The organism is Stenotrophomonas sp. Steno-C18, from assembly GCF_056393195.1.
Map to the genome: position 1 here is coordinate 267,004 of NZ_JBWJOX010000003.1, position 19,084 is coordinate 286,087.

Genomic DNA, 19,084 nt, shown 5'->3' on the forward strand with positions numbered 1-19,084 from the left:
GCAGCGGTGCCAGGAGGCTGCGTGTTCAATCCAGCCCGAGCTCCTGCCGCAATGCCGCGACATGGGCACGGCCAACGGTAAGCGCCGCACCGTCGCTCAGCACCAGCCAGTAGCGACTGCCCGAGCCGGCATGCAGGCTACGTACATGGCGCAGGTTCACCAGGTAGGAGCGGTGGCAACGCACGAAATCGGGGGGCAGCACCGCGCCCAGGCCGGCGAGCGACTTGTCGTGCAGTTCGCTGCGCCCGTCGGACATGTGCAGTTCGCTGTAGTCGCCATCGGCACGGATCCACATGACATCCGCCAGTTCGACCAGGGCCGTGCCCTGGGCCCGCCAGATGCCGAGATAGCGGGCGCGACCGGAGCGGTAGCGCCCCACGTCCAGCAACCGCTGCAGGGCCTGGCCCAACCGCTCGCGCGAGAACGGCTTGGGGACGAAATCCAGCACGCCATGCTCGAACGCCTGCAATGCACGCTCACGATGCGCCGAGACCACCACGCAGTGGTAGCGCCCGGACACGGCCTTCCGCAGCAGTTCAAAGCCGTCCTCGCCGCCAAGATTGAGGTCCAGCAACAGGCCGTCGTAGACGCTGCGCCCCAGCCTGTCGCCCGCGGACTCCAGGTCCTCCACCACATCGAAGCGTGCGCGGGCACCGGCCAGCTCCGCGCACAGGCGCAGAAGGCGTTGGCGTACCAGCGGCTCATCCTCGACGATCAGGATGCGCATGGCAGCTCGATCCGGCCACGCCAATCGGCGCCATCGGCCCCTTGGGTGAACTGCCAGCGGCCGGGCCAGGCGACCTCCAGGCTGGCCTCGATGTAGCGCGTGCCGGTTCCCCTGCCGCGATGTGGCGATGATCCGCGCACACTCCGCAGCTCCAGGACCCAACGGTCATTCTCCCGATGCACGCGCAGACGGAACGGATGCTGCGCGCAGGCGACGGCCCCGGCATGGGTCAATGCGTTCTCGACCTGGGCGTGCAGTACGCCGGGGGGCAACGACACGCCAATGTCGGCGGCCTCCACCTCCAGCGCGATGGGCCGATCCAGCGCCAGGCCAACGATGTCCAGATGACTGCGGCACAGCGCCAGCTCATCGGCCAGGGGCACGCTCGGCCGGGCGCTGCTGTCGCGAAGGCGATCGAACTGGTCAGCCAATGATTCAACCATCCGGCTGGCGCGTGGCGGCTCGCGTTCGATCAGTTCCTGCAGGCAGGTCAGCGTGTTCATGAGCCAATGCGGCTGGATGCCCCGTTGCAGCAGTTGCAGCGACAGCTGCGCGCGCTCCTCGCGCAGTCGCGCGTTGTTGCGGTCCAGCGCACGCAGTTGCGCGGCGTGCCGCAGCAGCAGGAAGACCATCAGCACCGACAACAACAGGAAGTACGGCCCATCAAGGAACGCACCGCGTTCGATCGCCAGGGCCATCGCACCGGCCAGCAGCAGGGCCAGGATCGGCCAGCGCTCCTCCCGCGCTTCACGGGCGCGCAGCAAAACCCCCGCCGAGGCCAACAGGCTCAGCAGCAGCACCACGGTGGAGCGGGCGTCGAAGCTGGGCATGAAGATCGCCGCTGCCACCAGGCCCGCCAGGTACACGGCACAGGCACCGGCTGGCACGGCAACACGGAAGCGCTGGGCCAGGTAGGCCGGCAACAACGCCGCCGCGGCCACGTGCAGGCACAGCAGGGCGAGCAGGCGTGGGCCATGCCACGGATAGGCATAGCCCAGCAGCGACCGCCACGCCTCCACAATCGGCAACACCAGGCCGACCGCGCACAGCACCAGCAGCAGGCGCGTGTCCGCCGTGCGCGGACGCCCACGCTGCACCGCCAGGAAGTACAGGCATGCCGCCGCCAGTGCCCCCATGGCGAACGCCGCGATCAACCAGGGCCGGAGCAGATGGCCAAACAGCAGCTCCGGCGGTGCCACCACGGCAACCGCATCGGCGCTGCGCAGCGCGATGCCCTGATGGTGGCTGGAGGCAAGTACCAACAATTCGTCCACGCCCGCGTCAGGAGATGCAGGCAGTATCCGGACGATGTCGACGCGGCCGGGGTGCTCTGCTTCGGCGGTACGGCCCACGACGCCGTTGCCCGGCAAGGGCTGCCCGTTCCAGTACAGCTGGCTGGCACCGCGCAGCGACAGGCGAAGTGCACGGCTGGCCCCGTGCTGTTCCCCCGGCGTCCCCGAGTGCCAGCGCAGCCAGTACGGCCCCCGCCAACCGGCCAGGACGCCCTGGTCCAGTGGGCGCCAGTCCGCCGTGGCTGGCGGGTGCCGCGGCAATGCCCCGGACGCCGGCAGCACCGCCGGCGCCATCTCACCGTCCAACACCTGCACCTTGGCCATGTCCGGCGTAGCAACGGCCATCCACGCCGCAACGGCGGCGGTCAGTACCGCGAGTACGGCCAGGGTCCGGAAGATCTGCATGCGCCCATCGTATCGGCTGGGCGGAGACATTGGACGGCCAGCTGGAGACGTTGGGCGGACCGGCGCGGCCGGATCGACGCGTACGGGGCGATGGTGGTCACGCCCCCTGCACCCGGTACCACTTCCGCCGTCGTCAGGGCCAGTTCCACACCCACGCTTGCCCACAACCGGAGTCCGCCATGTCCCGCACACTGCGCACCGTTCCCCTCGACCGTCGCCCATCCCCGCATCGGGCCGGCGTACTGGCCACCCTGTGCCTGGCCCTGGCCGCAACTGCAGCGGCACCGGCAGCAGCCGGCAATGCCCCGACGCCGCTGGTGTTCTCCCCCTATGCCATGGTCACCAAGAGCCACGGCACGATTGCCACCGAGGAGGCCTTCCTGGAGGTGCCGCGCCGACACAGCGAGCCCGACGGGCCACGCATCCGCCTGCGGGTGGTGCGCTTGCCCGCCACCGGCGGCGATGGCCGCGCCGCACCGGTGGTCTACCTGGCCGGCGGCCCGGGTGGATCGGGTTTCGGGACGGCGCTTGGGCCGCGCTGGCCGGTGTTCGATCGCGTCCGTCGCCAGACCGATGTCCTGCTGCTCGACCAGCGCGGCACGGACTTCTCGGAAATGCCCCCGGAATGCTCGCACGCACATCGCTTCGCCGACGCCGAGCCATTGCAGCGTGAGGCCGCATTGGCCGCGCTGCGCAGTGCAGCCACCGAATGCATCAACGAATGGCGCAATGCCGGCGTCGATCTCGGCGCGTACACCACCGCCGAAAGTGCCGACGACATCGACGACCTCCGGCGCGCCATGGGGCTGCCGCGCATCAGCCTATGGGGCATGAGCTACGGCACGCACCTGGCCCTGACCACGGTTCGCCGCCACGGCCCGCAGCTTGAGCGGGTGGTGCTGATGGGAACCGAGGGCCCGGACGATACGATCAAGCTGCCGCTGGCGGCGGACACGCTGCTGGCAGACCTGTCCACGGTCGCGCGCAAGGACGGCTTCGACGACCTGCAAGGCGCCGCCCGACGCGTGCTGGCAAGCTTGCGCCAGCACCCCGTGCAGGCAAGCAGTACGTTGCATGGCGGCAGAACCGTCACCATCGGCGAGTTCGATGCGCAGATCGCCATCGCAAACGCGCTTGGCCGGCGCTCGACGCAGCGGATGCTGCCACTGCTGCTGCGCGAAGCCGAAGCAGGTGACTACACGTTGCTGGCCGGGTTCGTGCTGATGATGCGCGAGGACATGGGCAGCTTCCGCGCCATGCCGTTGGCGATGGACGTTGCTTCCGGACAGAGCCCGCAACGGCGCGCACTGGTCCAGGCGCAGGCACGCGAAAGCCTGTTTGGCGACGCGTTGAACTTCCCGCTTCCGGAACTGGCGGACGGCCTGGGGTTGGCCGACCTGGGTGAAGCATTCCGTGCGCCGCTGCGCAGCGATATCCCGACGTTGTTCATCAGCGGCACGCTCGATGGCCGGACCCCGCCGGCCAATGCCCAGGCCTTGCTGCCCGGCTTCAGCAAGGGCCAGCACCTGCGCGTACGCGGCGCCAGCCATGACAACGAACTCTGGCTGGGCAACGCCGCCATCGCCGACCGGATCGCGGACTTCCTCGCCGGCCGGACGGTCAGCGCGGACGCACTGGACGTGCCATTGCCCGTGTTCATCACGCGCAAAAGCGAGCTGTAGTAGCGCTCCGTGCAATGCCGGTCGCCGATCGGCATTGCACGCTTCCGCAGCGCGCCCCGATCAGCCCATGCCCCGCACCGCGCTCACACGCGCTGCAGGCGAAGATTGCGCCAGGTGGGCACCGGCCCGCGGAAGTCCACCGCCTCGCCGTCGCTGGTAAAGAACAGGCCGGGCTCGGTTTCAACGACCAGCCGTGTTCCATCCAGGTACAACCACCCCGAGCGCCGCTCCACCTCAACCACCATCGAGGAGCGGCCCCATTGGTCGATGCGGTAGCGGCCCAGCCAACGATCCCACTGCGGCGTGTCCGGACCGCGTGGCAGGTCCGGGCCGTCATTGTGGTCAAGGCTCTCCTCGCCCGATGCACATTCAAGATGCGCTGGCTGGTCGCCGGTGGCAGCGTGGTAGCGATAGCTGACCACCTCACCCTCCGCATCCACCGTGAACACCGCATCGACATCCATCACGCCGAGCGCGACACCGGGCTCGCCCTCCGTTCGATGCAGGTGCAGGCGTCCCTCGTCATCGCTGCGGATCTGCGCGCGCACGTTGCGGCCGATCCAATGGCCAGCGAAGGTACGCACCCGCGCCGGGGTCGGCTGGATCGTGGCCAGCGCCGAGGCTGGCAACCGCGGTGCACGTGGCCCGAAGCGGGCCGCCAGCAGTTGATCGATCAGCGCGTCACCAAAGCGATAGCCGGCCGAGGTGGCGCGATTGAACATGGCTGCGAAGCCCACACCCGCTTCCTCGCAGTAGGTGAACACGCAACCGAAGCCAAAACCTCCGCCTCGATGGTGCAGCAGGCGCACCGGGCTCTGGCCGTAGCGTCGCTCGGTACGCATCACGCCCAGCCCGTAGTCACCGCCCAGCCCGAAGCCGTGCATCTGGTTCCATGACGCCGGCGCCAGCAGCTGGCGGCCCGCGTGGCGTCCGCCGGAAAGCATGAACGCCAGGTAGGTCGCCATGTCGCGGGCACTGGTCCACACCCCGCCGGACACGAGCAGCGGCGTCACCGAAGGCACTTCCGCATGGCCCTCCTGGAGACCGCGCGCGCGGTTGGCGCGCGCCTGGTGGACCGCCGCGTCGGCGGTGCTGTCCTGCATGCCGAGCGGCGCGAACAACCGCCTCTGCAGCCATTGCGCATACGGCATGCCCACGGCCCGCTCCAGGATATGCCCGGCCAGGTCGAAGCCGAGGTTCGAGTAGCGGTAACGCTCACCCACCGGGAAGCGTAGCCAGGTCTTCTCGATGCTGCGCACGTGCGTCTCGAAATCGGGAGAAGCGGCCTCATAGTTGTTGCCCACCGGTGCTTCATGGGTGAAGCCGGCGCGGTTGGCCAACAACAGGCGCAGGGTGATCCGCTCCTGCGGCGCGCGCTCGAAGCGGCTGTTCACCGTGAACGTCGGCAGGTAGCGGGTGATGGGCGCATCCAGATCGAGCAGGCCATCCTGCACCGCCAGCAGCACCGCGACGGCGGCGAAATGCTTGGAGGTGGACTGGATGCTGAAAAGCGTGCGGGCATCGACCGCCTGCCCGTCCACGTCGGTGGTGTGGCCAAACCCTTCCACCCACTGCGGCGTCCCATCCTGCACAAGGCAGACCGCGGTCGCGCCGATCCTGCTGCCGGCCATGGCGGACACGATGGCGCTGCGCTCTCCATCGATGAGTGAAGCCGTGCCGGCAGGTGCCGCGGCGGCGAAGGCGGCACTGGCAGGAACCAGGCCCACGGCCGGCAGCGCGGCCGTGCTGGCCAGGAAGGAGCGGCGATTGAGCGTGTAAGCCATGGATGCACCTGCCCTCTGCAAAGGGGCGATGCTTGCACTCCAGCAGCGCGCGGACATGTGTCGTTGGACACAGAAGCGGAAACTCCCCCGATTGCTGTCGCCCAACCACACCAGCTCGATGTCTCCGATCATCGCCTGCAGCGAGGCTGCGCCATGCCGGCACCCTCACCGGCCCCGGAGCATTCTCAGGGCTGACTGGCCTTGGCCAGCGTCTGCTCGAATTCCTGGCTGAACTGCCGCACCAGCCGCGGCAGCAACGCCGGATCGATGAATGCATCATCGTCCCCGCGCGCACGCTGCTGCTCCCGCTCCAGTACCTCGGCCACCGACGGGTGGCTGGTCAGCACGATGTCGGCGCGCATCACCGCCAGCTTGGCGAAAGTGGCGCGGTAGTCCTCGACGATGCGGGGATAGGCACGATTGCCGACCAGGGTATTGCCGGCCACGGTGATGCTGCACAGGAACAGCACCTCGCGCGGCGTGCCCCGGTCGTTCACCGTCATGCTCCAGCTGGTGCAGCCACGCGTATGCCCCGGCGTCAGGTGCGCGGTCAGTTCGACATCGCCCAGGCGCACCCGTTCGCCGTCGCTGACCACCTGGTCGACCCGGATCGGCTCGAATGGCTGGATGCCGTAGTTGTTGTCGCCCTGGTTGCGTCCGTTTTCCAGGGCCCAGCGGTCACCCTCGCTGGCGATCATGCGCGCGCCGGTGTCGCGCTTGATCCGCGCCATCGCACCGACATGGTCGGCATGGGCGTGGTCGCTGATCAGCAGCTTCACCTCGGCCAGGCGTACGCCCAGGCTCTCGATGTTGCGTTCGATCAGCGCCGCGTTCTCCGGTAGGGTGGCATCCAGCAGGATCGCCCCCGCCTCCGTGGTGATGAGGTACGCGGACAATCCTTCGGTACCGACGTAGTGCACGTTGCCTGCGACCTGGAAGGGCGCGACCGGTGCCGACCATTCCGCCGGATCGGCCGCCAGCGCCGGCCAGATGCTGGCCGCGGCCAGTGCGGTGGCGAGGATGCCAAACCCGTTGCCAATCTTCATGCGTCCGCCTTCGTTTTGTGGATGGAACCGAACGATGCGCCGCACCGGCATCGCCCACAATCGAGCAGATTTCGGCCCAGCCATCAGGTTTTCTCATGCCACGCCGGGCGCGGTGGCGCGCGGCACCGGACAGGCGCCGATGTGCCGGAATCAACATTTGGCGCGTGCTTAACGCGGCGCTATCACATCCCGCATTCGCCGGCAGTATCGTCCGCCGTGCCTGTCATGGAGTGACCCCGATGACCCGTCGAACCCCGCTCCTGCTGTCCCTCGCCGCGCTTGCCACGCTGTTGTCGGCCAGCTGCGACCGCGGCACATCGCAACCGGCCGGGACCGCGGCGGCACCGCCCGGCACGGCCGTGCCACTGTTCGAAACGTTCGGGGACCTGCATCGCGACGTTGGCACCCGCGTGCCCGCTGCCCAGCGCTATTTCGACCAGGGCCTGCGCCTGGCCTACGGCTTCAACCACGAGGCCGCGGCCCGCTCCTTCGCCGAAGCGGCGCGGCTGGACCCGCAGTGCGCGATGTGCGTGTGGGGCCAGGCACTGGTGCTCGGGCCGAACATCAACCTGCCGATGGATCCGTCGCTGGCCGGTGACGCCGCGACGCTCGCGGCCAAGGCCGCCGCACTGGCCGGCAATGCGCGCCCCGCCGACCGTGCGCTGATCCAGGCGCTGCAGGCCCGCTATACCGCGCCCGCACCGGAAGACCGCAAGCCGCTGGACCGGGCCTATGCCGATGCAATGGCGCGCGTGGTCCAGGCGTTTCCCGCCGATGACGATGCCGCGACGCTGTACGCCGAAGCCCTGATGGATATCTCGCCCTGGGCCTACTGGAGCGCGGACGGCACGCCCGCCGAATTCACCGCACGCCTCGTCGGCGAATTGGAGCGCGTGCTGGCCCGCAATCCGCGCCATATCGGCGCCATGCACTACTACATCCATGCAGTCGAAGCCTCCCCCGACCCACGCCGCGCCGAGCGCCACGCCGACGCCCTTGCCGCGCTCGCCCCCGGTTCCGGCCATCTGGTGCACATGCCGGCGCACATCTACATCCGCCTGGGCCGCTACCACGATGCCACCCTGACCAATCTGGCAGCGAGCACCGCGGACAAGGACTTCCTCGCGGTCTGTCGCGGCAGCAATGGCGTCTATCCGCTCGGCTACGTGCCACACAACTGGCACTTCGCGACGATGACCAGCGGCCTCACCGGCTCGCGCACGCTGGCGATGGAAGCGGCCAGCCAGACCGCGCGACGTGCCGACCAAGCCGCGATGGGTGAGGCACCGATGCAGTTCATGCAGCAGTTCGTGATCACGCCGTTGCTCACCCAGGTGCGCTTCGGTGACTGGGACGCCATCCTCGCCGACACCGCGCAGGCACCGGCATTGCCGTATCCCTCGGCGATCGGCCATTTCGCGCGCGGCATGGCGCAGCTGCGCAAGGGGGCCCTGGCCGATGCCGCGCGCGAAGCCGAGGCATTGCACGCGATCACGCTGGATCCGGCGATGGCGCAGGTGAGTTTCTTCGACATCAACCACGCCGATGCCGTGTTGCGCATTGCCGACGCCCTGCTGCGCGGCGAACTGCTGCGCGCACAGGGCAAGCCCGCCGACGCCATTGCCGCACTACGTGAGGCCGCCACCGCCGAGGACGCACTGGCCTACAACGAGCCCGCCGATTGGCCGCTGCCGATCCGTCCCTACCTGGGCGCCGCCCTGCTGGAAGCGGGCGATGCCAAGGCCGCCGCCGATGTCTTCCAGCAGGACCTGAAGACCTATCCCGCCAACGGCTGGTCGCTGTTCGGCCTGGCGCAGGCACAACAGGCGATGGGCCAGGCCGACGCCGCACGCGAGACCTCGCGCCAGCAACGTGACGCCTGGCAATGGGCCGATGCGCCGCTGACCGCGGCGCGGTATTGAGTGCCTGCTGCCATGTCACGATACGGACGTAGCCGCACTTCGTCCGAGGTGCACTTCATCGCGCGCCATCACGACGCGGACCGGCGCCGGCGTCGAGATGCCTGCGCGGTGTGCCCTGCCCTCTGTTCGTCGTCATTGACATGCCCTTGCCGCATATGTGCGCAAGGGGCACGAGCCATCAGCCCTGCTTGAACAACTTGCGCTTCGGGTTGGCCGGGGCCGCCTTGGGCGTGAGCTTGGCCACGCCGGGGACGAGGAAATCGACCGGGTCCTGGCCGAAGCGAACCTTGGAGGCGAGCCAGCGCGGCATCTTGCCGCGACCGGTCCAGGTGTAGCGGCGGTTCTCCGGGTCACGGTACTTGATGGCCACCTTGGGCAGCTTGCGGCGGCGCGTACGCGGTGCTGCGCCTCCGTCCATGCCTTCTCCGAACACTTCCTCGATCGTGTAACCGGCCTTCCTGGCCAGCGCGGTCAGCTGCTTCTTCACCTTCTCGGCAGGTGGGCGGCTGACAAGCGCCTTGCGCGTCTGTTCCGCGGTGCGGATCAGTTGGTTCAACTCCCGCACGCTCAAGGAAGTCAGGTCTATCGTCATTGGTAGGGATCCCATGAAAAACAGGCCGGGGGCATGGACACCCGGTTGCAGGCAGTTTAGCGCGTCGCCGCCTTCGTCCGGACATGCGGCGGCGGATACCCCGCCAGCACCGGCACCCGCGATCAGGCCGGCTCCTCGCCGAGCATCCGCACCAGCATCGCCGCCAGCGTCTTGACCTCCGGCTCGGCCGAGGGGCGCTGCAGCAGCACCCGCTCGATGCTGTCCACCACCGGCAGTCCGCTCGCCGGACCCAGCACCACGTGCGCGGCGGTCACCGCGCGTGCCGGCAGCAGGCTGATGCCCAGGCCGTCGGCGACCGCGGCCTGGATCCCGCCCAGGCTGGAGCTGGTGAAGCTGATCCGCCAGCGCCGGCCCAGCGCCTCGACGGCATCGATCATGTCCTCGCGGTACAGCCCACGCGGGGGGAAGGCCACCAGCGGCACCGGATCCTGCGCGAAGGTGGGCGCGGCGGCGGCGTCGATCCAGCACATCGGCTCGGGCCAGCAGGCCAGGCCCTCGCGGCTGCCACGGCGCTGCTTGACCAGCACCAGGTCCAGTTCGCCACGGTCGTAGCTTTCGGCCAGGCCGCGGCTCAGCCCGCTGCTGACCTCCAGCTTCACGCGCGGGTGGTCACGGCTGAAGTCGGCCAGCAGCCGGGTGGTGCGGCCGGCGGCGAAGTCCTCGGGCACGCCGATGCGGATGGTGGTGCCCGCCCCTTCGCCGGACAACGCGGCGGCCAGTTCCTCGTTCAAGGCCAGCATCCGGCGCGCATAGCCGAGCACCGTCTCGCCGATGTCGGTGGGGCGCGCATCGCGCACGCCACGGTCGAGCAGGCGCTGCCCGGCCAGTTCCTCCAGCCGCCGCACCTTCTGGCTGATGGTGGACTGGGTCGAGTGCAGGCGCGTGGCCGCGGCCGTGAAGCTGCCGCAGTCGGCCACCGTCACCAATGCACGCAGCAGGTCGAGGTCGAAGATCGACCTATTTGATTTCTGAATATCACCCATCGCCATATTTCATTTCTGGATGGAACGGCCGACTTGTAGCATCGGCGCCAGCCCCGGGCAACTGCGCCGGCGGCCTGGAACGGCAAGCGGCGCGCCCGCGTCACGCATCTGGAGACGACATCATGGCTACCCGGCATTGGGTCACCACGCATGCATTGGCCGCGGCCATGCTGACCTCCTGTTCGGCCGGCGCCGGCGAGCCGGCGCTGGCTGAAGCGCTGCACCAGGCCGCCACGCACGGCGACGCCCGGCAGGTGACTGCCCTGCTCGAACGCGGCGCCCCGCTGGAGGCCCGCGACGGGGAAGGCCGTACCCCGCTGCTGGCCGCCGTGCGCCAACGCCGCGCCGATACCGCGCGCGTGCTGATCCATGCCGGTGCCGACGTCAACGCCAAGGACCGGATCCTGGACAGTGCCTACCTGCTCGCCGGTGCCAGCGGCCAACGCGAGATCCTGGAACTGACGCTGCAGCATGGCGCCGACCTGCGCAGCACCAACCGCTATGGCGGCACCGCGTTGATTCCGGCGGCCGAACGCGGGCACGTGGAGGTGGTGCGCACGCTGATCCAGGCCGGTGTCGATGTCGACCACGTCAACCGGTTGGATTGGACCGCGCTGCTGGAGGCCATCATCCTCGGCGACGGTGGCCCGGATCACGTGGCCATCGTGAAGCTGCTGATCGACGCCGGGGCCGACGTCAACCTCGCCGACGGCAATGGCATCACGCCGCTGCAGCATGCCCGCCAACGCGGCCAGGCCGAGAACATCCGCCTGCTGCTCGCCGCCAACGCGCGATGAGCACGGCGTCCTTTCCCCTGCGCACCCGCGCGGCCCACGAGAACCCCTGATGAAGACCACGCTTTCCCTGGCCATTTCGGCCCTGTTCGCGGTTGCGCTGCCGGCGCTGGCTGCCCCGTCCAGCGCCGATGTGCTGATCCGCCATGCCACCGTGGTCGACGTGGAGCACGCCCGCCTGCAGCCCGGCCAGGCGGTGGCCATCCGCGGCCAGGACATCGTCGCCGTCGGCGATGACGCCACCTTGGCCCGGCAGTGGCAGGCCACGCAGGTGGTCGATGCCGGCAACCGTTACCTGATCCCCGGGCTGTGGGACATGCACGTCCACTTCGGTGGTGGCCCGGCCCTGGTCGAGGAGAACAAGGCGCTGCTGCCGCTGTACGTGGCGCATGGCATCACCACCGTGCGCGACGCCTCCGGCGACCTCCCCGAGCAGGTGTTGTCGTGGCGCGGGCAGATCGCCGCCGGGCAGTTGTTCGGACCGCAGCTGTTCACCTCCGGCGCCAAGATCGAAGGCATCGCGCCGGTCTGGAAAGGCACCCTCGAGGCCGGCGACGAAGCCGGCGTGGACGCCGCGCTGGACCGCGAGCAGCGCGACCAGGTCGACTTCGTGAAGATCACCGACAGCACGCTCAAGCCCGAGCTGTTCCTGTACGCGCTGCGCCAGGCCAGGCAGCGTGGCCTGCGCACCTCCGGCCACATCCCGATGGCGCTGACCGTGGAGCAGGCCGTCGATGCGGGCATCAGTTCGATCGAACACCTGGACTACGCGTTCAAGGCCGGGGTGAAGGACGAGGCGGCCATCGCCGCCGACTTCGCCGCCGGGCGCATCGACCGCGCCGAGGCCAACCGCCGGCTGCGCGGCGGCTTCGACCGCGACACCGCGATGGCGGCTTACCGCCGCTTCGCCGAACACGGCGTGGCGGTGACCCCGACCCTGGACGGTGGGCGCATCATCGATTTCCTCGACGTCGAACCGCATGCCGACGACGCCTACCTGGCGTATATCGGCCCGGGCCTGCGCAAGACCTATGCCTGGCGCGTGGACCGTGCCGCCAAGGCCACGCCGCAGCAGATCCAGGACCGCCATGCGCACTACGCGCAGGTCGCCGCGGTATTGCCGATGCTGCAGCAGGCCGGCGTGCAGATCATGGCCGGCACCGATGCGGGCTTCCTCAACTCGTACAACTATCCCGGCATCGGCCTGCACAACGAACTGGCGTTGTACGTGCGCGAAGGGTTGAGCGCACCGCAGGCGCTGGCGGCGGCGACCCGCGCCGGCCCGGCCTGGTTCGGCAAGCTCGACCGCTACGGTGCGGTGCAGGCCGGCAAGGCCGCCGACCTGGTGCTGCTGGAGCGCAATCCGCTGCAGGACATCGGTGCGACCACCGCGATCAACACGGTAGTGCTGCGCGGCCAGGTCCAGAACCGCGCGGCGCTGGATGCACTGCTCGACGCCACCCGTGCGCAGGTGAAGGCCTGGAACGCGGCCGACGCCGCCGATTGAACCGGCACTTCGGCCGGCGCGCGTGACCGCATGGCGCACGCGCGCCATCCGTGGATTCGACCAAGGGGACGTGCAGGCGTCCCCGCCTGACCGGCTCAGCCCTTGCCGGCCACGCCCGGGCACTGCCCCGCACCCGGTGCCTTGACCGGATGGTCCGGCTCCAGCGTGAGCCGCTGGATGTCGGAGAACAGCTGCTCCACCGGCATGCCGAACGGCACGAACAGCCGCACCCTGCCCTGGCGGTCGAACAGGTAGCCGCCCGCGGTATGCGTCATCGCGTACGCGCCGGGCACCGGGCCGTCCTCGCGCTCATAGAACGCCTTGAAGCGCGACGCCATGGCGGCCAGTTGATCGGCATCACCGACCAACGCGGTCGCGCTGGGATCGAAGGCTTTCACGTAAGTCTGCGCGACCGCGGGCGTATCCCGCTCGGGGTCGACGGTGACGAACACCACCTGCAACTTATCCGCGTCCGAGCCCATCAGGTGCTTGACCTGGCCCAGCTCGACCATCGTGGTCGGGCACACGTCCGGGCAGCTGGTGAAGCCGAAGAACAGGTAGGTGACCTTGCCCTGGAAGTCGGCCGGCGAGCGGCTGACGCCGGCGCTGTCGGGCAGCGTCCAGTGCTGGCCCAGGTCCTGGCAGGAGATGTCCTTGCCGTAATAGTCGAGCTTGGGCTTGGCCGCGCAGGCGACCAGCAGCAGGCTGGCGGCGGTGACCAGCACGACCGGAAGGGAGAGCTTGCGTGCCAACGCGGCCAGGCCGGTGGCGAGGGGGAAATGACGGGACATGGCGTTTGCAATGCGAGGGACGGCCCACCGACGGACACGCAACGGGCCGGCAGTTGCCTGCCAGCCCGTGCGACGGCGTCAGTTGACCATCATGTGGAAATGCATGCTCCAGATGATCCAGACCGAGAGCGCGACCACGATGAAAAGGATGACCAGCGTGAAAACGAAACTGGCCAGGTTCCAGCCCCCCTCCGAGGAGCGGTTCATGTGCAGGAAGTAGACCAGCTGCACGATGATCTGCACCACGGCGAAGGCCACCAGCAGGAACAGCGTCAACGGCCGCGACAGCGTCGGGTTCATCACCAGCAGGAACGGGATGACGGTCAATACCGCGCAGATCACGAAGCCGATCAGGTAGGAACGGGTGGAACCGTGGCCGCCACCGGCGCGGGAAGTATCGATGTCGGACATGCTCAGAACGCTCCAACCAGATAGACGAAGGTGAACACGCAGATCCAGACCAGGTCCAGGAAGTGCCAGAACAGGCTCAGGCAGGAAATGCGGGTGACGTTGGTGGCGGTCAGGCCGCGGCGATGCACCTGGTGCATCACCACCGCCATCCACAGCAGGCCGCTGGCCACATGCAGGCCGTGCGTTCCGACCAGCGCGAAGAACGCCGACAGGTAGGCACTGGTGCCGGGACCGGCACCTTCATGGATCAGATGGCTGAACTCGAACAGCTCCATGCCGATGAAGGTGGCGCCGAGCGCGAAGGTCACGCCCAGCCACGCCAGCACCGCCCGCTTGTTCTGGCGGTGCATGGCCAGCACGGCCTGGCCGTAGGTGATGCTGGAGAACAGCAGCACGAAGGTTTCCACCATCACGAACGGCAGCGAGAACAGCTCCTTGCCGGTCGGCCCGCCCGCATAGGCGGTGCTGAGCACCGCGTAGGAAGCGAACAGCGAGCCGAACAGCACCAGGTCGGACATGAGGTAGATCCACATGCCGAAGACCTTCATGCCGCCCTGTGCATGGCCGTGGTCGTCGTGACCGTGGCCGGCCACCGGCTCGGTGATGGCGGCGGTGTTGGACATCAGGTTCATGCGGTCACCCCGTGCTGCTTGAGCTTGCTCTGGTGTTGTTTCTCGATCTTTGCCACTTCATCGGCGCTGACGTAGTAATCCACGTCCTCGTCATAGGAGCGCACGATCAGGGTCACGATCATCGCCACGAAGCTGGCGCCGGCCATCCACCAGATATGCCAGATCAAGGCGAAGCACAGCACCAGGATCCAGACGTTGAGGATCAGCGGCACGCCAGTGTTCTTCGGCATGTGGATCGGCGCGTAGGCCTTCGGTGGCGGTGGCAGCCCTTCCTTCTTGGCCTCATGGAAGGCATCGAGCTGGTCGGCCTTGGGCACCACGGCGAAGTTGTAGAACGGCGGCGGCGACGGCGTGGCCCATTCCAGCGTACGTGCATTCCACGGGTCGCCGGTGACGTCCAGGTTCTTCCTGCGGTCGCGGATGCTGACGTAGATCTGCACCAGCATCAGCACGATGCCCGCGAACACGAACAACGCACCGACGAAGGCCACGATCAGGTACGGCGTCCACGCCGGGTTGTCGTACTGGTTCATGCGCCGGGTCATGCCCATGAAGCCGAGCATGTACAGCGGCATGAAGGCCAGGTAGAAACCGATCACCCAGCAGGCGAAGGACCACTTGCCCAGGCGCTCGTTGAGGGTGAAGCCGAACACCTTCGGGAACCAGTAGACGAAGCCGGCCAGGTAGCCGAACAACGCGCCACCGATGATGGTGTTGTGGAAGTGGGCGACCAGGAACAGGCTGTTGTGCAGCAGGAAGTCCGCGCCCGGGATGGCCAGCAGCACGCCGGTCATGCCGCCGATGGTGAAGGTCACCAGGAAGGCGATGGTCCACAGCATCGGCACGCTGAACTCCACGCGGCCGCCGTACATGGTGAACAGCCAGGTGAAGATCTTCACGCCGGTGGGGATGGCGATGATCATCGTCATGATGCCGAAGAACGCATTGACGCTGGCGCCCGAGCCCATGGTGAAGAAGTGGTGCAACCACACCACGAACGACAGGATGCCGATCGCCAATGTCGCACCGACCATCGACTTGTAGCCGAACAGCTTCTTGCGCGCGAAGGTGGCGGTGACTTCGGAGAAGATGCCGAACGCCGGCAGCACCAGGATGTACACCTCCGGGTGGCCCCAGGCCCACACCAGGTTGACGTACATCATCGGGTTGCCACCCAGGTCATTGGTGTAGAAGTGGAAGTCCAGGTAGCGGTCCAGCGTCAACGCACCGAGCGCGACGGTCAGGATCGGGAACGCGGCGATGATGATCACGCTGGTGACCAGCACGGTCCAGGTGAACACCGGCATCTTCATCAGGGTCATGCCCGGCGCACGCATGCGCAGGATGGTGATGAACAAGTTGACGCCGGTCAGCAGTGTTCCCACGCCCGACGCCTGCAACGCCCAGATGTAGTAATCGACACCCACCCCTGGACTGAACTCCAGCCCCGACAGCGGCGGATAGGCGACCCAGCCGGTCATCGCGAACTCGCCCACGCCCAGCGAGATCATCATCAGCGCGGCGCCGACCACGAAGATCCAGAAGCTGAAGGCATTGAGGAACGGGAACGCCATGTCGCGCGCACCGATCTGCAGCGGCACGATGATGTTCATCAGGCCGACCACGAACGGCGTGGCGACGAAGAAGATCATGATCACGCCATGCGCGGTGAAGATCTGGTCGTAGTGCTCCGGCGGCAGGAAGCCGTCGCTGCCGGGGCCGGCGGCGGCCAGCTGTGCACGCATCATCAGCGCGTCGGCGAAGCCGCGCACCAGCATCACCAGCGCCACCACGACATACATGATGCCGATCTTCTTGTGGTCCACGGTGGTGAACCAATCGCGCCAGAGCGTGCCCCAGAGCTTGAAATAGGTCACCGCGCCGAGCAGCGCGAGGCCACCGAGCACCATGCCCAACAATGTCACCACGACGATCGGCTCGTGCAACGGCACGGCGTCCCACGTCAACTTACCGAACATGCTCATTACTCCTGCGAGGCCTGTGTTTCTGCGTGATGGCCCGAACTGGCCGCGGTGTTCTCACCCACGCCGATGAACTGGTCGATGACCTTCTTGAACAGCAGCGGTTCGACCGAGGCGAAGTGACGCACCGGCTCCTTGCGGCTGGGTGCGGCCAACTGCTTGAACGCATCGAAGCTGAGCTGCTCCGGTGCGCTGCGCACCTCGGCGACCCACGCATCGAACTGCGCATCGGTCATCGCGGTGGCGGTGAACTTCATGTTGGAGAAGCCGTGGCCGCTGTAGTTGCCGGACATGCCGCGGAACTCACCCGGTTCGTTGGCCACCAGGTGCAGCTGCGTGCGCATGCCGGCCATCGCGTAGATCTGCCCGCCCAGCTGCGGGATGAAGAAGGTGTTCATCGTCGAGTTGGAGGTGATGTCGAACGCCAGCTGGCGCTTGGCCGGGAAGTTGAGCTGGTTGACCGTGGCGATGCCCAGGTCCGGGTAGACGAACACCCACTTCCAGTCGGTGGCGATCACTTCCACGTGCAGCGGCTCGCCGGGGATGTCCAGCGGCTTGTAGGGGTCGAGGTCGTGGGTGGACTTCCACACGATGGCGGCCAGCACCGCGATGATGATCAGCGGCACGCCCCACACCACCACTTCCACCTTGGTCGAGTGCGCCCAGTCGGGCATGTAGCGGGCGGCGGTATTGCCCGCGCGGTAGCGCCAGGCGAACACGAAGGTCAGCACGATGGCGGGGATCACCACGATCAGCATCAGCCCGATGCAGATCAGGATCAGGTCGCGCTGGGCCAGGCCCACGTCCCCCTTGGAGTCCAGCAACACCCAGTTGCAGCCAGCCAATCCCACGCATGCCAAAGCGGCCAGCGCTGGGCGGATGCGTTTCCAGCAGATATTCATTGAAGGTCGACCCGGTTGAAGGAGCTGCTTGACCGGGGACATCCAGCGCCCGGCGCGGGCGCGCGGAGCGGCTACACTGTCCGTACGGCGGCACCTACAAAAGGAACTCCGCTCCAGTCAAGTCCATACAAGATACATCATTGTATGGCTTGATGCACATGCCATGTATGGAAGGTGCCTCCCCGATGCAGCAACACGCCACTGGCCGACGCCTGAAAAAGCCGAACCGGACCTGGGTCCGCCCATTCACCGAGGGCGCCGGCCCGCTGTACCTGCAGATCGCCCAGCAGGTCCGCGCCGCGGTCGATGACGGCGTGCTGCAACCGGGCGACCGGCTGCCGCCGCAACGCGACCTGGCCCAGCAGATGGGGGTGGACCTGACCACGGTGACCCGCGCCTATGCCGAGCTGCGCCAGTCCGAACTGCTCGACGCACAGGGCGCCGGCGGCACCTTCATCGCCCTGTCCGCCGGCAACGGCGCCACCTCGGTGGACCTGAGCATGAACATCCCCCCTTTGCTGGGCAGCGGGTCGTTCGCGCAGGGCATGGAGCGCGGCTTCCAGCAGCTCAGCCAGCAACTGGGCCAGGGCGAGCTGATGAGCTACCACGTCGGCGCCGGCTCGCGCGAGGACCGTGCCGCGGCCGTGCAGTGGCTGGCCCCGATGCTGGGCACCGTCGCCCCGGAACGGGTGGTGATCTGCCCCGGCGCCCAGACCGCGCTGTGCGCGATCCTGCTGGCCAGGACCCAACCCGGCGACGTGATCGCCGCCGAACAGCTCACCTACCCCGGCCTGCTGGCCGCCGCGCGCGTGCTGCAGCGGGGCATCGCGCCGATCGCGATGGACGCCGAAGGCATGCTCCCGGAGGCGCTGGAAGCGGCCTGCCAGCAGCGCAAGCCGAGCCTGGTCTACCTGATACCCACCATCCAGAACCCGACCACGGCGACCATGTCCCAAGGCCGCCGCAGCGCCCTGCTGGCGGTCGCCCGCCGCCACGGCGTGGCCGTGGTCGAGGACGACCCGTACTGGCTGCTGGCCGGCGATGCCGCCGCGCCGCTGGCCATCGACAGCAGCCCGCAGGCGCCGGTCTACTACGTCTCCACCCTGTCCAAGTGCCTGGCGCCGGGCCTGCGCACGGCCTATCTGGTGGTGCCGCCGGGCGAGCCGATGGAACCGGTGCTCGACGCGTTGCGTTCGATCGCGCTGATGCCGACCCAATCGATGGTGGCGGTGGCCTCGCACTGGATCCGCAGCGGCCAGGCCGACGAGATGGTGCGCCGCTTCCAGCAGGAGCTGCGCCAGCGCCAGCAGATCGCCGCACGCCTTCTGCCCACGCCCTACCAGGCGCATCCGGCCGGCCTGCACCTGTGGCTGCCGCTGCCCGCGCGGCTGGACCAGTACCGGCTGATCCAGACCGCGCAGGCCCAAGGCCTGGGCATCGCCAACTCCGAAGCATTCAGCATCGAGGAGCAGGCGAGCAACGCGATCCGCCTGTCGCTGGGCGGGGCAGTCGACCAGCCCAGCCTGGCCACAGCGCTGACCCGCCTGACCGAGATAATCTCGACAGCACCTGAGACGCGGGCCCAGGCCATCGTCTAGCCTCTCCCCGGTC

Annotated in this window: 16 protein-coding genes; 5 read left to right on the forward strand and 11 right to left on the reverse strand. The window is 68.1% G+C overall.

Annotation, left to right across the window (positions count from 1 at the left end; genetic code table 11):
• Positions 1 to 25: 25 nt before the first annotated feature.
• Together AC06FE_RS08480 and AC06FE_RS08485 are read right to left on the reverse strand one after the other, a co-directional pair.
• Positions 26 to 727 (reverse strand): LytR/AlgR family response regulator transcription factor, encoded by a 702-nt coding sequence (locus AC06FE_RS08480; protein ID WP_478072783.1) that lies wholly within the window; start codon positions 725 to 727, stop codon positions 26 to 28.
• Positions 715 to 2,424 (reverse strand): histidine kinase, encoded by a 1,710-nt coding sequence (locus AC06FE_RS08485; RefSeq protein ID WP_478072784.1) that lies wholly within the window; start codon positions 2,422 to 2,424, stop codon positions 715 to 717. The genes AC06FE_RS08480 and AC06FE_RS08485 overlap by 13 nt, the downstream gene beginning before the upstream one ends.
• Positions 2,425 to 2,603: 179 nt before the next feature.
• Here AC06FE_RS08485 and AC06FE_RS08490 point away from each other — a divergent pair, with 179 nt between their 5' ends.
• A complete protein-coding gene (locus tag AC06FE_RS08490) occupies positions 2,604 to 4,106 on the forward strand; it encodes an alpha/beta fold hydrolase (RefSeq protein ID WP_478072785.1) in 1,503 nt (500 codons plus the stop codon).
• A gap of 83 nt (positions 4,107 to 4,189) precedes the next feature.
• On the opposite strand, the gene AC06FE_RS08495 is transcribed toward AC06FE_RS08490, so the two are convergent.
• Together AC06FE_RS08495 and bla are read right to left on the reverse strand one after the other, a co-directional pair.
• Positions 4,190 to 5,890, reverse strand: a complete 1,701-nt coding sequence (locus AC06FE_RS08495; protein ID WP_478072786.1) for a serine hydrolase domain-containing protein — start codon at positions 5,888 to 5,890, stop codon at positions 4,190 to 4,192.
• A gap of 185 nt (positions 5,891 to 6,075) precedes the next feature.
• Complete coding sequence (gene bla / locus AC06FE_RS08500) at positions 6,076 to 6,936, reverse strand: subclass B3 metallo-beta-lactamase (protein ID WP_478072787.1); 861 nt, start codon at positions 6,934 to 6,936, stop codon at positions 6,076 to 6,078.
• Between the two features lie 239 nt (positions 6,937 to 7,175).
• Here bla and AC06FE_RS08505 point away from each other — a divergent pair, with 239 nt between their 5' ends.
• Positions 7,176 to 8,858: a tetratricopeptide repeat protein gene (locus AC06FE_RS08505; protein ID WP_478072788.1), complete on the forward strand. Its 1,683-nt coding sequence runs from the start codon at positions 7,176 to 7,178 to the stop codon at positions 8,856 to 8,858.
• 178 nt (positions 8,859 to 9,036) lie between these two features.
• Here AC06FE_RS08505 and AC06FE_RS08510 read toward each other — a convergent pair whose 3' ends face one another.
• Positions 9,037 to 9,423, reverse strand: coding sequence for an H-NS histone family protein (locus tag AC06FE_RS08510; protein ID WP_478072887.1), 387 nt, complete (start codon positions 9,421 to 9,423; stop codon positions 9,037 to 9,039).
• A gap of 149 nt (positions 9,424 to 9,572) precedes the next feature.
• A complete protein-coding gene (locus tag AC06FE_RS08515; protein WP_132865611.1) occupies positions 9,573 to 10,454 on the reverse strand; it encodes a LysR substrate-binding domain-containing protein in 882 nt (293 codons plus the stop codon).
• A gap of 167 nt (positions 10,455 to 10,621) precedes the next feature.
• On the opposite strand from AC06FE_RS08515, the gene AC06FE_RS08520 reads away from it, so the two are divergent.
• A complete protein-coding gene (locus tag AC06FE_RS08520) occupies positions 10,622 to 11,251 on the forward strand; it encodes an ankyrin repeat domain-containing protein (RefSeq protein WP_313252598.1) in 630 nt (209 codons plus the stop codon).
• A gap of 49 nt (positions 11,252 to 11,300) precedes the next feature.
• The gene (locus AC06FE_RS08525) at positions 11,301 to 12,755 is read left to right on the forward strand and encodes an amidohydrolase family protein (RefSeq protein ID WP_478072789.1); all 1,455 of its coding nucleotides are present in this window, start codon (positions 11,301 to 11,303) and stop codon (positions 12,753 to 12,755) included.
• A gap of 95 nt (positions 12,756 to 12,850) precedes the next feature.
• Here AC06FE_RS08525 and AC06FE_RS08530 read toward each other — a convergent pair whose 3' ends face one another.
• The 5 genes from AC06FE_RS08530 to cyoA all read right to left on the reverse strand — a co-directional run bounded on the left by AC06FE_RS08530 (position 12,851) and on the right by cyoA (position 17,473).
• Positions 12,851 to 13,546, reverse strand: a complete 696-nt coding sequence (locus AC06FE_RS08530; RefSeq protein WP_478072790.1) for an SCO family protein — start codon at positions 13,544 to 13,546, stop codon at positions 12,851 to 12,853.
• Positions 13,547 to 13,624: 78 nt separating this feature from the next.
• Positions 13,625 to 13,957, reverse strand: coding sequence for a cytochrome o ubiquinol oxidase subunit IV (gene cyoD / locus AC06FE_RS08535; RefSeq protein ID WP_132865615.1), 333 nt, complete (start codon positions 13,955 to 13,957; stop codon positions 13,625 to 13,627).
• Positions 13,958 to 13,959: 2 nt separating this feature from the next.
• Complete coding sequence (cyoC, locus tag AC06FE_RS08540) at positions 13,960 to 14,580, reverse strand: cytochrome o ubiquinol oxidase subunit III (RefSeq protein WP_478072888.1); 621 nt, start codon at positions 14,578 to 14,580, stop codon at positions 13,960 to 13,962.
• Between the two features lie 5 nt (positions 14,581 to 14,585).
• On the reverse strand, positions 14,586 to 16,568 hold the full coding sequence (gene cyoB / locus AC06FE_RS08545) for a cytochrome o ubiquinol oxidase subunit I (protein WP_478072791.1): 1,983 nt from the start codon (positions 16,566 to 16,568) through the stop codon (positions 14,586 to 14,588).
• A gap of 5 nt (positions 16,569 to 16,573) precedes the next feature.
• Entirely contained in the window at positions 16,574 to 17,473 is a 900-nt protein-coding gene (gene cyoA, locus AC06FE_RS08550) for a ubiquinol oxidase subunit II (RefSeq protein ID WP_478072792.1), read from the reverse strand.
• A gap of 185 nt (positions 17,474 to 17,658) precedes the next feature.
• On the opposite strand from cyoA, the gene AC06FE_RS08555 reads away from it, so the two are divergent.
• A complete protein-coding gene (locus AC06FE_RS08555; RefSeq protein ID WP_478072793.1) occupies positions 17,659 to 19,071 on the forward strand; it encodes an aminotransferase-like domain-containing protein in 1,413 nt (470 codons plus the stop codon).
• Positions 19,072 to 19,084 lie beyond the last annotated feature (13 nt).

Excerpts from the sequence above, each read along its gene's own strand:
- AC06FE_RS08505 (WP_478072788.1), top strand. The coding sequence starts at position 7,176 with ATGACCCGTCGAACCCCGCTCCTGCTGTCCCTCGCCGCGCTTGCCACG.
- cyoB (WP_478072791.1), bottom strand. The coding sequence starts at position 16,568 with ATGTTCGGTAAGTTGACGTGGGACGCCGTGCCGTTGCACGAGCCGATC.
- AC06FE_RS08490 (WP_478072785.1), top strand. The coding sequence starts at position 2,604 with ATGTCCCGCACACTGCGCACCGTTCCCCTCGACCGTCGCCCATCCCCG.
- AC06FE_RS08520 (WP_313252598.1), top strand. The coding sequence starts at position 10,622 with ATGCTGACCTCCTGTTCGGCCGGCGCCGGCGAGCCGGCGCTGGCTGAA.
- cyoA (WP_478072792.1), bottom strand. The coding sequence starts at position 17,473 with ATGAATATCTGCTGGAAACGCATCCGCCCAGCGCTGGCCGCTTTGGCA.
- AC06FE_RS08485 (WP_478072784.1), bottom strand. The coding sequence starts at position 2,424 with ATGCAGATCTTCCGGACCCTGGCCGTACTCGCGGTACTGACCGCCGCC.
- cyoC (WP_478072888.1), bottom strand. The coding sequence starts at position 14,580 with ATGTCCAACACCGCCGCCATCACCGAGCCGGTGGCCGGCCACGGTCAC.
- cyoD (WP_132865615.1), bottom strand. The coding sequence starts at position 13,957 with ATGTCCGACATCGATACTTCCCGCGCCGGTGGCGGCCACGGTTCCACC.
- bla (WP_478072787.1), bottom strand. The coding sequence starts at position 6,936 with ATGAAGATTGGCAACGGGTTTGGCATCCTCGCCACCGCACTGGCCGCG.
- AC06FE_RS08525 (WP_478072789.1), top strand. The coding sequence starts at position 11,301 with ATGAAGACCACGCTTTCCCTGGCCATTTCGGCCCTGTTCGCGGTTGCG.
- AC06FE_RS08530 (WP_478072790.1), bottom strand. The coding sequence starts at position 13,546 with ATGTCCCGTCATTTCCCCCTCGCCACCGGCCTGGCCGCGTTGGCACGC.
- AC06FE_RS08555 (WP_478072793.1), top strand. The coding sequence starts at position 17,659 with ATGCAGCAACACGCCACTGGCCGACGCCTGAAAAAGCCGAACCGGACC.
- AC06FE_RS08515 (WP_132865611.1), bottom strand. The coding sequence starts at position 10,454 with ATGGGTGATATTCAGAAATCAAATAGGTCGATCTTCGACCTCGACCTG.
- AC06FE_RS08495 (WP_478072786.1), bottom strand. The coding sequence starts at position 5,890 with ATGGCTTACACGCTCAATCGCCGCTCCTTCCTGGCCAGCACGGCCGCG.
- AC06FE_RS08480 (WP_478072783.1), bottom strand. The coding sequence starts at position 727 with ATGCGCATCCTGATCGTCGAGGATGAGCCGCTGGTACGCCAACGCCTT.